The organism is Streptomyces sp. NPDC016677, from assembly GCF_055562815.1.
This window is the reverse complement of the sequence record NZ_JBVHEO010000002.1, coordinates 482485-495761: the sequence shown is the minus strand read 5'-3', so window position 1 is coordinate 495761 and position 13277 is coordinate 482485. Positions and strand designations below refer to the sequence as shown.

Genomic DNA, 13277 nt, shown 5'->3' with positions numbered 1-13277 from the left:
GCCCCCGGCGCGTGGTGAGCGAACGCCTCGGTGGTGGTCAGCCGCCCGCGCCGAGACGCGAGTTGCGGGCCGCCACCAGTTCCAGCACCGTGCGCCAGTCCTCCAGCACCCCGGCGTCGAAGACGGCGGTGCGGCCCTCCTCCTCCGCCTCGCGCAGCCGGCGCAGGTCGTCGTCGGCCACGGCGTCCGGGCGGAGGCGGCCGGCGACGAGACGGGCGACGCGGTCACCGAGCAGCCCGCGGACCGCGTCGGCGGTGCGCCCGGCGCGGCCGGCCGGGTCGCCGGGCCACAGCAGCCCGCCCACGGCGAGCACCAGACCGGCGATCTGCAACTCCTTGTCGGCGGGGCGGCCCCGGCGCAGCAGCGCGGCGGTCCGCAGCGCGTGGCCGTGCGCGTCGGCGGCCGGGCCGCCGCCGGGACCGGCGGCCTCCCGGCAGGCGTACAGCAGGTCCATCAGCTCCTCGACGCTGCGCAGCTCCACGCGTCCGTCCTCCCGCGATCTCCCGCGACACGGCCCCTTGCGCACCGCAGCAGACCATGACGACCTTGCGGCGCGGCCAACGCCGTCTGAACTGCCCCGAGCCCCTGGGCCGCATGGGCCGAACGGGTGACCCGCGCATGTGAACGACATGTGACAAAACGGTGCGCACCGGACCCAACTGTGCGCGGGCTGAAGCATGATGATTACCAGGAGTTTGCAGCCCCATAGAGCGGACCCCCGCTCATTTGGTTAATGTGGAGCGGACGGACCGCAGTACGGGCCCTACCCACACCCATCGTCCGTCCGAGTGACCGGCGCCACCGCGTCCGAACTGCTCTAGACCGACACCCGCGCGGGCGTCAGGCACCGGACAGCAGACTGACCGGCGAGGCCCGAGGGTGACCCGACACATAAGGAGTGCGCGGTGACACCGGAGAAGACGAAGACCGAGGAACGAACCGTCGAAGGCGCGGAACGCACCGGGGGCGCGGGCCGCCGGCCCGGCCAACTGGGCAGCCTCGACGTATGGGCCCGGTCCGCCCCGATCCGCCTGGCGGGCTACGAGGACGACCTCGCCGAGCCGCACATCCTGCCCAGCGTGGACTGAACCCGAACCCGGATGATCACGGTCGGCATGGGCGTGCGAGACTCGCGTCCATGCCGATCAGGGAAGCGACCACGGACGACTGGCCACGCATCTGGCCGTTCTGGCACCGCATCGTCGCCGCCGGCGAGACCTACGCCTGGGACCCGGCGACCTCCGAACAGGACGCCCGGAGCCTGTGGATGAACCCCGCCAAGCGCGTGTACGTCACCGAGGACGAGACCGGCACCGTCGTCGCCTCCGCCTACCTCACCCCCAACTACGGCGGCCCCGCCGCCCGTATCGCCAACGCGGGCTTCATGGTCGACCCGGACCGTGCGGGCCGGGGCACGGGCCGGGCCCTCGCCGAGCACGTGCTGGCCGAGGCGAAGGCCCACGGCTACCGGGGCATGGTCTTCAACGCGGTCGTGGAGACCAACCCGGCCGTGCAACTGTGGAGTTCCCTCGGCTTCACCGTCCTGGGCACCGTGCCGGAGGCATTCGAACACCCCCGGCACGGCCCGGTGGGCCTGCACGTGATGTACCGCGCCCTCTAGGCGGGCGTCTTCTGCGCCGTGGCCGCCGCGGCCGCCGCCTGTCGGGCGGCCCGGGTGCGCGGACCGAAGACCGCGAGCACGATCGCGCCCAGCAGCCAGGAACCGGCGATGAAGCAGAACACGCTCTGGTAGCCCTGGCTGTTGTAGAGCGCCGCGACGACCAGGGGGCCGGCGGCGTTGGAGAGCCGGCCGAGGCCGTAGGAGACGCCCGTGCCCAGCGAGCGGCTGCGGGTGTCGAACAGCTCCGGCGAGTAGGCGTAACCGAGGGCGGTGTAGCCGCGCTCGAACAGGTTCACCAGGAAGCCGAAGACGATGATGAGCACCGGGTTGAAGGTGAGTCCGTAGAACAGGCCGCACACCGCGATCACCGTGCCGAAGGCGACCAGGCACCACTTGCGCTCGAACCGGTCGGTGACCAGCGCCGCCAGGTACGAGCCGAGCGGGGCGCCGACCGTGGTCAGGGCGACGTAGAAGACCGAGTCCTCGACGCTGAAGCCCTCCTTGGCCAGCAGGGTCGGGGCCCAGCTGGAGTAGCCGAAGAAGCCGATGGTCTGGGTGACCCAGACGACCGTGAGCAGCAGGGTCGGCAGCAGGTACTTCCGCTGCAGCAGCAGCTTGAGCGGGGCCTTGGTGACCGGGGCCTCCTCCACCGGCGGGGCCGGCTCGGGCAGCGGGCCGGTCTCGGCGGCGACCATGGCCTCGATCTCGCCCAGGACCCGCTCCGCCTCCTCGTGCTTGCCCCGGCTCTCCAGCCAGCGCGGCGACTCCTTGAGGTGGCGGGTGAACAGGACCAGCAGCATGCCCAGCGAGCCCCACAGGAACACCAGGCGCCAGGACCAGTCGCTGAGCGGGACGACGAAACTGGCGATCAGGCTGGTGACGGGGGTGCCGCAGATGCCGATGACGATGGCGTACGCCTGGTACCGGCCGCGGACGGCCGCCGGGTACATCTCGGCGACGTAGATCACCGCCACGACGGTCATCGCGGACAGGCCCGCCGAGGTCAGGACGCGGAAGACACCGAGCGAGACCAGGTCCCAGGCGAAGACCGAGAGGAAGGAGAAGAGGCCGAAGAAGACCGTCGTCTGCATCAGGGCGCGTTTGCGGCCCCAGCGGTCGGCGATGTTGGAGGCGACGATCGAGCCGATGAACATGCCGACGAACGACAGGGAGGTCACGTAGGCGACCTGGTCGACCGTGACGCCCCACAGCTTGATCAGCTTCGGCGCGGTGACCGAGAAGCTGTTGATGTCGGCGAACTCGAAGAAGTACGCGAACGACACCGCCAGCAGGGTCGTCTTGTGGAACCGGGAGACCGGCAGCCTGTCCAGCCGGTTGAGAGCGTTGACGCGGTGCATGCGATGACCCTTGCGGTGAGAGGGGACGAAATGCTCAGACGGTCTCTTCGGGCCAGTACAGGCTCATCGGATTGGCGACCAGGAGCTTGTGCCGCTGTTCGGCGGTGGGGGCGATGTGCGGGATGTGGTCGACCAGCAGCCCGTCGTCGGGCATGTGGTCCTTGAGGTTGGGGTGCGGCCAGTCGGTGCCCCACAGGACGCGGTCCGGGAACTCCTCGACCGTGCGCCGGCCGAACGGCACCACGTCGGTGTACGCGTGGCGCTCGCCGTCCAGGGCGGCCGGGCCGGTGACGGTGAGGCGCTCGGGGCAGGTCACCTTGACCCACACGTCGTTACGGTCGACGAAGCGCAGGAAGCGGGAGAACTCCGGGCCGTCCACCGGCTTCGTCACGTCCGGGCGGCCCATGTGGTCCACGACCAGCGGGGCCGGCAGCGAGGCGAAGAAGTCCTCCAGGTCGGGCAGGTCGACGGCTTCGAAGTAGAGGACGATGTGCCAGCCCAGCGGGGCGGTCTTCGCCGCGATGGCGCGCAGGTCCTCCTCGGGCGAGGTGTCGACCAGACGGCGCACGAAGTTGAAGCGCACGCCCCGCACCCCGGCCTCGTCCAGCTTCCGCAGCTCGGCGTCGGTGACGTCCGGGCGGACGGTGGCGATGCCGCGGGCCCGGCCGCCGGCGGCGCGCACGGCGTCCACCATCGCCGAGTTGTCCGCGCCGTGGCAGGTGGCCTGCACGATGACGTTACGGGAGAGGCCCAGGTGGTCACGGAGCGCGAACAGGTCATCCTTGCCGCCGTCGCAGGGCGTGTACTTCCGCTCCGGCGCGAAGGGGAACTCGGCCTGCGGTCCGAAGACGTGGCAGTGCGCGTCGACGGCCCCGTCCGGGAGCCGGAACTCCGGCTCGGACGGATCGGCGTACCAGTCGAGCCAGCCGGGGGTCTCGGGGGCGAGATCGGGCATGTCGGTCGTTCCTTTCACGAGCGGTCCCGGGGTCCGGGCCGGTGCGGCCGGTGCGGGGTGCTCGGTGCGAAGCTGCCGGGCCGGTACGGAGGTGCCGGGGAGCGTTCGGGCGGGGCGGGGCCGGCTTGCGGGGGCGAGGAGTCGCGGGGCCGCCGGGCGGTCCTGTGCGCCGGCCCCGGGCAACGACGGCCGGGGAGGGGTCCGCGGGCCGGCCGGCGCGCGGGACGGGCGGCGGGGCGGCGACGCGAAGGGGAACGGGGAGGAGCTGAGGGGACGGGCGGGGACAGGCGGTCGGGCGGCGGGGGTGGGGCGCGTCCCGCCGCCCGGGGGTCAGCGGCTCTGGCTCTTCAGCAGGGCGTCGAGTCGAGGGTAGACGGTGCGCGCGTTGTGCTCCTGGATCGCCGACCGGTGCTCGGCGGGCAGCTTCGCCGCCTCGACGTAGCGCCGGGTGTCGTCGAAGTGGAAGCCGGTGCACGGGTCGATGTCGCGGACCGCGCCGATCATCTCGGAGGCGAACAGGACGTTCTTCGGCGGTACGACCTCCAGCAGCAGGTCGATGCCGGGCTGGTGGTAGACGCAGGTGTCGAAGAAGACGTTGTCCAGGACGTGCTCCCCCAGCTCCGGCTTGCCCAGTGCCATCGCCAGGCCGCGGAACCGGCCCCAGTGGTAGGGCACCGCGCCGCCGCCGTGCGGGATGACCAGCTTCAGGGTGGGGAAGTCCTTGAACAGGTCGCCCTGGACGAGCTGCATGAACGCCGTGGTGTCGGCGTTGAGGTAGTGCGCGCCGGTGGTGTGGAAGGCGGGGTTCACGCTGGTGCTGACGTGCACCATCGCCGGAATGTCGTACTCCGCCATCTTCTCGTAGACGGGGTACCACGAGCGGTCGGTGAGCGGGGGAGCCGTCCAGTGCCCGCCCGAGGGGTCCGGGTTCAGGTTGAGCGCGACGGCGCCGTACTCCTCGACGCAGCGGGTCAGCTCCGGGACGCAGGTGGCGGGGTCGACGCCCGGGGACTGCGGCAGCATGGCCGCCAGGGCGAACCGCTCCGGGTAGAGGCGGCTGACCCGGAAGCACAGCTCGTTGCAGATCGACGCCCACTCGGCCGAGGTCTTGAAGTCGCCGACGTGATGTGCCATGAAGGACGCCCGCGGGGAGAAGACCGTCAGGTCGATGCCGCGCTCGTCCATCAGGCGCAGCTGGTTCGACTCGATGCTCTCGCGCAGTTCGTCGTCACCGATCTCCAGGTCGGCGCGCGACGGCGCGGACGCGGGGTCGTCGAGTCCGGCGATCTGCCGGTCGCGCCAGGCCGCCAGCGCCCCGGGAGCGGTGGTGTAGTGGCCGTGGCAATCGATGATCATGGCTGTTCCTGACTGCTGTGAGGAGTCGCCCCGGCGTCTGTGACGGGGCGCGGACCAGGTTCAACGTAACGGCCGACGAAATTGTTGACAATATGTTCCGGCAAAGTTTCCGTCCGGGAGCCGCGGGCCGGACGCCGGGACACGCGGATCGCGCGGTTCGGACCGGGCGCGGTGGGGGAGCTGAACCCTCGTCCGTCCGTCACCGTGACCCACTTCCCGGCCACCGCCCGCTCCCGAACCACGGAGACCCGCATGCATGACGACCGCAGCCTGGTCGAAGCCCGCCTCCAGCGCGTCCTCGACGAACGCGTCCGCCCCGCCGTCCACCCCGAGTCCGTACCGCTGGACGTGGCCGTCTGGCACGCCCCCGGCGAGCCCGTCCCGGTCGCCGAGGGCCTGGCCGCCGCGGGGGAACCCGTCGCGCCGGGCGCCCGCTGGGGCGCCCCCTGGGGGACGAGCTGGTTCCGCGTCACCGGTACCGTCCCCGAGCGCTGGGCCGGGAAGACCGTCGAGGCCCTGCTCGACCTCGGCTTCGACGGGAACATGCCCGGCTTCCAGTGCGAGGGCCTGGTGTACCGGCCCGACGGCACCCCGGTGAAGGGCCTCAACCCCCGCAACCAGTGGGTCCGGATCGGCGCCCCCGCCGAGGGCGGTGAACAGGTCCGCCTGCACATCGAGGCCGCCTCCAACCCTGTCGTCCTCGGCCCTCGCGGCTTCCTGCCGACCCCGCTGGGCGAGAAGGAGACCGCCGGCACCGAACCGCTGTACACCCTGGCCCGCATGGACCTCGCCGTCCTGGACGAGACGGTCTGGAACCTCGCGCTCGACCTGGAGGTGCTGGGCGAGCTGATGGCCGAGCTGCCCGTCGACTCCCAGCGCCGGTACGAGATCCTGCGGGCGGTCGGCCGGGCCCTTGACCTCCTCGACCTCCAGGACGTCAACGGCACCGCCGCCCGCGCCCGCGAACAGCTCGCCGGCGTCCTCGCCGCCCCCGCCGCCCCCTCCGCCCACCGGATCAGCGCGGTCGGCCACGCCCACATCGACTCGGCGTGGCTGTGGCCGCTGCGCGAGACCGTCCGCAAGGTCGCCCGCACCACCGCCAACATGACCGCGCTGCTGGAGGACGAGCCGGATTTCGTCTTCGCCATGTCGCAGGCCCAGCAGTGGGCGTGGGTGCGCGACCACCGGCCCGAGGTGTGGGCGCGGGTGAAGAAGGCGGTGGCGGACGGCCGGTTCGTGCCGGCCGGCGGCATGTGGGTGGAGTCGGACACCAACATGCCCGGCTCCGAGGCGATGGCCCGGCAGTTCGTGCACGGCAAGCGGTTCTTCCTGGACGAGTTCGGCATCGAGAACGACGAGGCGTGGCTGCCGGACACCTTCGGCTTCGCCGCCGGACTGCCGCAGATCATCAAGGCGGCCGGCTCCAGGTACCTGCTGACACAGAAGATCTCCTGGTCCCAGACCAACCGGTTCCCGCACCACACCTTCCGCTGGGAAGGCATCGACGGCACCCGGATCTTCACCCACTTCCCGCCCGTCGACACCTACAACTGCGCCATGACGGGTGCCGAACTCGCCCACGCGGCACGCAACTTCAAGGACAAGGGCACCGCCCGTCACTCCCTCGCGCCGACCGGTTTCGGCGACGGCGGCGGCGGCACCACCCGCGAGATGGTCGCCCGGGCCGCCCGCCTGCGCGACCTCGAAGGCTCCGCCACGGTCACCTGGGACACCCCGCGCGCCTTCTTCGAGAAGGCCGCCGCCGAGTACCCCGAACCACCCGTGTGGGTGGGCGAGCTGTACCTCGAACTGCACCGCGCCACCCTCACCAGCCAGGCGAAGACCAAGCAGGGCAACCGCCGCAGCGAACACCTGCTGCGCGAGGCCGAGCTGTGGGCGGCGACGGCCGCCGTACGCACCGGTTCCCCCTACCCGTACGAGGACCTGGACCGCCTGTGGAAGACGGTCCTGCTCCACCAGTTCCACGACATCCTGCCCGGCTCCTCCATCGCCTGGGTGCACCGCGAGGCCCGCGCCACCTACGACCGCGTCGCCGGGGAGCTGAACGGCATCATCGACGCCGCCCAGCGCGCCCTGGCCGGCGACGGCGGCACACCCCTCCACTTCAACGCCGCACCGCACCCCCGCCACGGCGTCCCGGCCGGCGGCGCGGGCACCCCCGTCACCGAGGGGAGCACCCGCCTCGGTCCGCGCCCCGGCGGCGGTCACGTCCTGGACAACGGGCTGCTCCGGGCCGGGATCGACGACCGGGGCCTGGTCGTCTCCGTGTACGACGTCGAGGCCGACCGCGAGACCGTCGCCCCCGGCGCGGCGGCCAACCTCCTCCAGCTCCACCCCGACCTCCCGAACAAGTGGGACGCCTGGGACGTCGACGCCTTCTACCGCAACACGGTCACCGACCTGACCGGCGCCGACTCGGTGACGGCCGGCGAGGACGGCGCCTCGGTACGGGTGGTGCGGTCCTTCGGGTCGTCGACGGTCACCCAGGTGCTGACGCTCCCGCCGGGACAGCGGCGGCTGGAGGTGGACACCGAGGTCGACTGGCACGAGACGGAGAAGTTCCTGAAACTGGCCTTCCCGCTCGACGTGCACGCCGAACGGTACGCCTCCGAGACCCAGTTCGGGCACGTCCACCGCCCCACCCACACCAACACCTCCTGGGAGGCGGCCAAGTTCGAGGCGTGCAACCACCGGTTCGTCCAGCTGGAGGAACCGGGGTGGGGCGTCGCACTCGTCAACGACTCCACCTACGGCCACGACGTCACCCGCACCGTCCGCGCCGACGGGGGCACGACCACCACGGTCCGGGTGTCGCTGCTGCGCGCCCCGCGCTTCCCCGACCCCGAGACCGACCAGGGCGTCCACCGCTTCCGGCACGCCCTGGTGCCGGGCGCGGCCGTCGGCGACGCGGTCCGTGAGGGCTGGCGGATCAACCTGCCCGAACGGCACCTCACCGGCGCCGGGGAGGTCGCCCCGCTGGTCACGGTCGACCGGGACGCGGTGGTGATCACCGCCGTCAAGCTCGCCGACGACGGCGGCGGGGACGTGGTGGTCCGCTTCCACGAGGCGCACGGCGGCCGGGCCCGGGCCACGCTGACGGCCTCCTTCGCGGTCGCCGGCGTCACGGTGACCGACCTGCTGGAGCGGCCGCTCGCCGGGGAGGCCGCGCCGGAGACGTACGGTGAGCGGATCACCGTACGGCTGCGGCCCTTCCAGCTGGTGACGCTGCGGCTGCGGCGGGCGTAGCGCGCGTGCCACTGGCCCGGTTCGTCGGGTGAGCCGAGCCAGTGGTCCGATGACTTTGCTGCCCGATTGGGAAAATAGCGTGCATTTCGGTGGTTCGAGGGGTGTTCGCGGGATCAATACGTCTGATAAATATGCGGAACCTGGTCGCTCACCCCGAGGAGCCGCGTGCCCGCCACCGACGCCCGCATCACCGCCGTCGACACCTACGACATCCGGTTCCCCACCTCCCGCGAGCTGGACGGCTCCGACGCGATGAACCCGGACCCCGACTACTCGGCCGCCTACGTCGTCCTGCGTACCGACGGGGCGGACGAACCGGAGGGACACGGCTTCGCGTTCACCATCGGGCGGGGCAACGACGTCCAGGTCGCCGCGATCCACGCACTGCGCCACCACGTGGTGGGCCGGTCCGTCGCCGAGCTGTGCGCCGACCCCGGCACGCTCTGCCGCGACCTGACCTCGGACAGCCAACTGCGCTGGCTGGGACCGGAGAAGGGCGTGATGCACATGGCGATCGGCGCGGTCGCCAACGCCGTCTGGGACCTGGCGGCCAGACGGGCCGGCAAGCCCCTGTGGCGGCTGCTCGCCGACGCCGACCCCGAGTGGCTGACCGGCCAGATCGACTTCCGGTACCTCACCGACGCGCTCACCCCCGACGAGGCCCTGGACCTGCTGCGCCGGGGCCGCAAGGGCGCCGCCGAGCGCACCGGGCACCTGCTGGCCGCCGGCTACCCCGCCTACACCACCTCCCCGGGCTGGCTCGGCTACGACGACGCCAAGCTCACCCGGCTCGCCGCCCGGGCCGTCGCCGACGGCTTCCGGCAGATCAAGCTCAAGGTCGGCGCCGACCTCGACGACGACATCCGGCGCTGCCGGGTCGCCCGCGCGGTCATCGGCCCGGACGTGCGCCTCGCCCTCGACGCCAACCAGCGCTGGGACGTCCCCGAGGCCGTCCGCTGGACCAACGCGCTCGCCGCGTTCGCCCCCTACTGGATCGAGGAACCCACCAGCCCCGACGACGTGCTGGGCCATGCCGCCGTCCGCCGGGCCGTCGCCCCGGTCAAGGTGGCCACCGGCGAACACGCCCAGAACCGGGTGGTGTTCAAACAGTTCCTCCAGGCCGGCGCCCTCGACATCGTGCAGATCGACGCCGCCCGGGTCGCCGGCGTCAACGAGAACCTCGCGATCCTGCTGCTCGCGGCGAAGTACGGCGTCCCGGTCTGCCCGCACGCCGGCGGTGTGGGCCTGTGCGAACTCGTCCAGCACCTGGCGATGTTCGACTACGTGGCGCTGTCCGGCACCACCGAGGACCGGGTCGTCGAGTACGTCGACCACCTGCACGACCACTTCCTCGACCCGGTGGTGATCCGCGAGGGTCACTACGCGGCACCCACCGCACCGGGCTTCTCGGCTGCCCTGCGGCCCGAGTCGATCGCCCGGTACACCTACCCCGGCGGCACCTTCTGGGCCGCCGACGCCGAGCGGACCGAAGGGCGGACGGCATGACCGGCACGAACGACTTCGCGGGGCTCAGGGCCCTGGTGACGGGCGGGGGCTCCGGCATCGGCCGGGCCACCGCCGAGCTGCTCGCCCGGCGCGGCGCGGCCGTAGCCGTCCTCGACCGCGACACATCGACGGTGGGCGAGCCGTTCCTCGCCCTCCGGGCCGACGTCACCGACGACGCCTCCGTACGCGCCGCGGTCACCGCCGCCGCCGGCGCGCTCGGCGGCCTGGACGTCCTCGTCAACAACGCGGGCATCGGCGCCCAGGGCACCGTCGAGGACAACGGCGACGCCGAGTGGCACCACGTCCTGGACGTCAATGTGATCGGCATGGTCCGGGTCGCCCGCGCCGCGCTGCCGCACCTGCGCCGGTCCGCGGGCGCGGCGATCGTCAACACGTCGTCCATCGCCGCCACCGCGGGCCTGCCGCAGCGGGTGCTGTACAGCGCGACCAAGGGCGCGGTCCAGTCCCTCACCCTCGCCATGGCGGCCGACCACGTCCGCGAGGGCATCCGCGTCAACTGCGTCAACCCCGGCACGGCCGACACCCCGTGGATCGGCCGCCTGCTGGAGCGGGCCCCCGACCCGGCCGCCGAGCGGGCCGCGCTGGAGGCCCGCCAGCCCACCGGCCGCCTGGTCGGCGCCGACGAGGTCGCCGGCGCCATCGCCTACCTGGCGAGCCCGTTGTCCGGCGCCACCACCGGCACCGCGCTCGCCGTGGACGGCGGCATGCAGGGCCTGCGACTCCGCCCGGCGGGGGCGTGAACACCCTGGGCGCCAGCGGCGTCCCCGTCAGCCCCCTCGCCCTCGGCTGCGCCGCCCTCGGCAACCTCTACACCGAGGTCGGCGAGGAGCAGGCGGCGCAGACCGTCCGGGCCGCCTGGCAGCGGGGCGTCCGCCACTTCGACACCGCCCCGCACTACGGCCTCGGCCTCTCCGAACGGCGCCTGGGCGCGGCCCTGCGCGCATGCCCCCGCGACGCGTACACGCTCTCCACCAAAGTGGGCCGCCGGCTGGAGGCGGTCGAGGCGGACGGCGACGACCTGGCGCACGGTTTCGCCGTGCCCGCCACGCACCGCCGGGTCTGGGACTTCACCGCCGACGGCGTACGCCGCACCCTGGAGGCCAGTCTGGAACGGCTCGGCCTGGACCGGGCCGACGTCGTCTACCTGCACGACCCCGACGACCACGCCGAGCAGGCGTTCCGGGAGGCGTACCCGGCCCTGGAACGGATGCGGGCCGAGGGGACGGTCGGGGCGATCGGCGCGGGCATGAACCGCACCGGGCCGCTGACCCGGTTCGTCCGCGACACCGACGTCGACGTGGTGCTGTGCGCCGGCCGCTACACGCTGCTCGACCAGAGCGCGCTGGACGACCTGCTCCCGGCCGCCGCGGCACGCGGCACCTCCGTCGTCGTCGGCGGCGTCTTCAACTCCGGCCTCCTGGCCGATCCCAGGCCCGGGGCGTCGTACGACTACGCCCGGGCGCCGGCCGGTGTGCTGGAGCGCGCGCTGCGGCTGAAGTCGCTCGCCGAACGGCACGGCACCTCCCTGCGGGCCGCGGCCCTCGCCTTCAGCGCCGCCCACCCGGCCGTCGCGAGCGTCCTGGCGGGTGCCCGCTCGGCCGCCGAGGTCCACGACTGCGCCGACCGGTTCGCCGAGCCCGTACCCGCCGCGTTCTGGCGGGAGCTGAAGCGGGCCGGGCTGCTCCCCGAGGCCGCCCCCGTGCCGGACTACGACCGGTGAGCGGTGCCCGTCAGCCGGGTCGGCGGCAGGTACTCGCGTACGTACGTCCGCTCCCAGCAGGCGCCCGTCTCCCGCAGCTCCCGCCAGGTCGTGTACCGGTAGCGGAAGAGGCGGGCGCGGACGTGGCGCGGTGGCGCGTCCGGCGGGAACGGTGAGCGGCGCAGCAGCCGCAGGGTGTCCCGGTCGTTCTCCAGCAGCCGCTCCACCAGCGCGGAGAACCACGTCCCGGCGTACGCGGGCGACAGCGCGGCGAACCACATCATCCAGTCCAGGCGCAGATGGTAGGGGGCGAACTGGCGCGGCCAGCGCCGCGGGTCGCCGGGCTTGCCCTTGAACTCGTACTCCCGCCAGTCCCCGTCCTGGCGCGGCACCTCGTCGGCGGTGCCCTCGACCACTACCTCGTACCGCACCCGGCTGACGCTGCCGAACGCGCCGTAGGTGTTGACCAGGTGCAACGGATCGAAGGAGCGGTTCATCACCTGGCGCCGGGAGAGCATGTTGGCGACCGGACGGTAGCTGAGCGCCAGCAGCAGCGCGGCCACCGCCAGGACCACGGCCTCGTACCAGAGGGGTGTCGCGGGGAGGGCCGGGGGATCGGACGGGAAGCGGACCGCCGGCAGGGCCAGCACGATCGTGATCCAGTTCAGCCAGGAGAAGTTGCCCGAGAGCACCAGCCACAGCTGCGTGACGATCATCAGCGCGGCGGCGACGCCGGCCACCGGCTGCGGGGTGAACAGCAGGAAGGGGACGACGAGCTGGGTGACGTGGTTGGCGGCCACCTCGACGCGGTGCAGGGGCTTGGGCAGGTGGTGGAAGAACCAGCTCAGCGGGCCCGGCATCGGCTGGGTCTCGTGGTGGTGGTCCAGACAGGTCAGCTTGCGCCAGCACTCGTCGCCGCGCATCTTGATCAGCCCCGCCCCGAACTCGACCCGGAACAGCAGCCAGCGCAGCAGGAACAGCACCACGACCGGCGGGGCCACCTCGTCGTTGCCGAGGAACACGGCGACGAAGCCGGTCTCCAGCAGCAGAGACTCCCAGCCGAAGCCGTACCAGGTCTGCCCGACGTTCACGATCGACAGGTACAGCGCCCAGGGCACCAGCCACAGCAGCATCGCCGCCCACAGCGGCACCAGTCCGTCCACCCCCGCCAGCAGCGCCACCGCCACCGCGCAGCCCGTCCAGGCGCAGCCGGCGAAGAGCCGGTCCGAGTAGCGCCACTGGAACAGGCTCGGCGCCCGCCTGAACGGCACCCGCTCGGTGAACCGGGGCACCGGCAGCATGCCGCGCTCGCCGATCAGCGCCCGGAACTGGAGGGCCGCCGTCAGGAACGCCACCAGGTACACGGCGGCCAGCGCCTTCTGGAAGACCAGCCGGCCGGCCCAGTAGTCAGGTGCGGTGAACCATTCCACGGCCGTACGCTCCTTCGTTCGTTCGTTCCGCGCGGGGTCACGGTTACCCTCCCTCAGGTCTCCG

11 protein-coding genes are annotated in these 13277 nt (G+C 72.6%); 6 read left to right on the top strand and 5 right to left on the bottom strand.

Annotated features, from left to right (window positions below; translation table 11 throughout):
• Positions 1–37: 37 nt before the first annotated feature.
• Positions 38–481, bottom strand: coding sequence for a hypothetical protein (locus ACZ3IG_RS07625; protein ID WP_467429902.1), 444 nt, complete (start codon positions 479–481; stop codon positions 38–40).
• Between the two features lie 424 nt (positions 482–905).
• On the opposite strand from ACZ3IG_RS07625, the gene ACZ3IG_RS07620 reads away from it, so the two are divergent.
• Together ACZ3IG_RS07620 and ACZ3IG_RS07615 are read left to right on the top strand one after the other, a co-directional pair.
• Positions 906–1088 carry a hypothetical protein gene (locus ACZ3IG_RS07620; protein ID WP_467429901.1) on the top strand — a complete coding sequence of 61 codons (183 nt, stop codon included), beginning with the start codon at positions 906–908 and terminating at the stop codon, positions 1086–1088.
• Between the two features lie 50 nt (positions 1089–1138).
• Positions 1139–1621, top strand: coding sequence for a GNAT family N-acetyltransferase (locus ACZ3IG_RS07615; RefSeq protein WP_467429899.1), 483 nt, complete (start codon positions 1139–1141; stop codon positions 1619–1621).
• Here the strand turns inward: ACZ3IG_RS07615 and ACZ3IG_RS07610 are convergent.
• The 3 genes from ACZ3IG_RS07610 to ACZ3IG_RS07600 form a co-directional block, all read right to left on the bottom strand.
• Positions 1618–2979, bottom strand: a complete 1362-nt coding sequence (locus ACZ3IG_RS07610) for an MFS transporter (RefSeq protein WP_467429898.1) — start codon at positions 2977–2979, stop codon at positions 1618–1620. The two genes, ACZ3IG_RS07615 and ACZ3IG_RS07610, sit on opposite strands and share 4 nt — an antisense overlap.
• A gap of 34 nt (positions 2980–3013) precedes the next feature.
• On the bottom strand, positions 3014–3934 hold the full coding sequence (locus ACZ3IG_RS07605) for an amidohydrolase family protein (protein ID WP_467429896.1): 921 nt from the start codon (positions 3932–3934) through the stop codon (positions 3014–3016).
• 330 nt (positions 3935–4264) lie between these two features.
• Positions 4265–5290, bottom strand: a complete 1026-nt coding sequence (locus ACZ3IG_RS07600) for an amidohydrolase family protein (RefSeq protein WP_467429894.1) — start codon at positions 5288–5290, stop codon at positions 4265–4267.
• Positions 5291–5542: 252 nt separating this feature from the next.
• Between ACZ3IG_RS07600 and ACZ3IG_RS07595 the strand changes: the two genes are divergently transcribed.
• From ACZ3IG_RS07595 to ACZ3IG_RS07580, 4 genes are all read left to right on the top strand, one after another.
• Positions 5543–8557, top strand: coding sequence for an alpha-mannosidase (locus tag ACZ3IG_RS07595; protein ID WP_467429893.1), 3015 nt, complete (start codon positions 5543–5545; stop codon positions 8555–8557).
• A gap of 165 nt (positions 8558–8722) precedes the next feature.
• Positions 8723–10063, top strand: coding sequence for an L-fuconate dehydratase (locus tag ACZ3IG_RS07590; protein ID WP_467429891.1), 1341 nt, complete (start codon positions 8723–8725; stop codon positions 10061–10063).
• Entirely contained in the window at positions 10060–10824 is a 765-nt protein-coding gene (locus tag ACZ3IG_RS07585; RefSeq protein WP_467429889.1) for an SDR family NAD(P)-dependent oxidoreductase, read from the top strand. Before ACZ3IG_RS07590 ends, ACZ3IG_RS07585 begins: the two co-directional genes overlap by 4 nt.
• Positions 10821–11804: an aldo/keto reductase gene (locus ACZ3IG_RS07580; RefSeq protein WP_467429888.1), complete on the top strand. Its 984-nt coding sequence runs from the start codon at positions 10821–10823 to the stop codon at positions 11802–11804. Before ACZ3IG_RS07585 ends, ACZ3IG_RS07580 begins: the two co-directional genes overlap by 4 nt.
• On the opposite strand, the gene ACZ3IG_RS07575 is transcribed toward ACZ3IG_RS07580, so the two are convergent.
• On the bottom strand, positions 11792–13213 hold the full coding sequence (locus tag ACZ3IG_RS07575; RefSeq protein ID WP_467429886.1) for a lipase maturation factor family protein: 1422 nt from the start codon (positions 13211–13213) through the stop codon (positions 11792–11794). The two genes, ACZ3IG_RS07580 and ACZ3IG_RS07575, sit on opposite strands and share 13 nt — an antisense overlap.
• Positions 13214–13277: the final 64 nt, after the last annotated feature.

What these genes read in the sequence shown, in the direction of transcription:
- ACZ3IG_RS07615 (WP_467429899.1), top strand. Translation starts at nt 1,139, where the DNA reads ATGCCGATCAGGGAAGCGACCACGGACGACTGGCCACGCATCTGGCCG.
- ACZ3IG_RS07610 (WP_467429898.1), bottom strand. Translation starts at nt 2,979, where the DNA reads ATGCACCGCGTCAACGCTCTCAACCGGCTGGACAGGCTGCCGGTCTCC.
- ACZ3IG_RS07605 (WP_467429896.1), bottom strand. Translation starts at nt 3,934, where the DNA reads ATGCCCGATCTCGCCCCCGAGACCCCCGGCTGGCTCGACTGGTACGCC.
- ACZ3IG_RS07600 (WP_467429894.1), bottom strand. Translation starts at nt 5,290, where the DNA reads ATGATCATCGATTGCCACGGCCACTACACCACCGCTCCCGGGGCGCTG.
- ACZ3IG_RS07595 (WP_467429893.1), top strand. Translation starts at nt 5,543, where the DNA reads ATGCATGACGACCGCAGCCTGGTCGAAGCCCGCCTCCAGCGCGTCCTC.
- ACZ3IG_RS07585 (WP_467429889.1), top strand. Translation starts at nt 10,060, where the DNA reads ATGACCGGCACGAACGACTTCGCGGGGCTCAGGGCCCTGGTGACGGGC.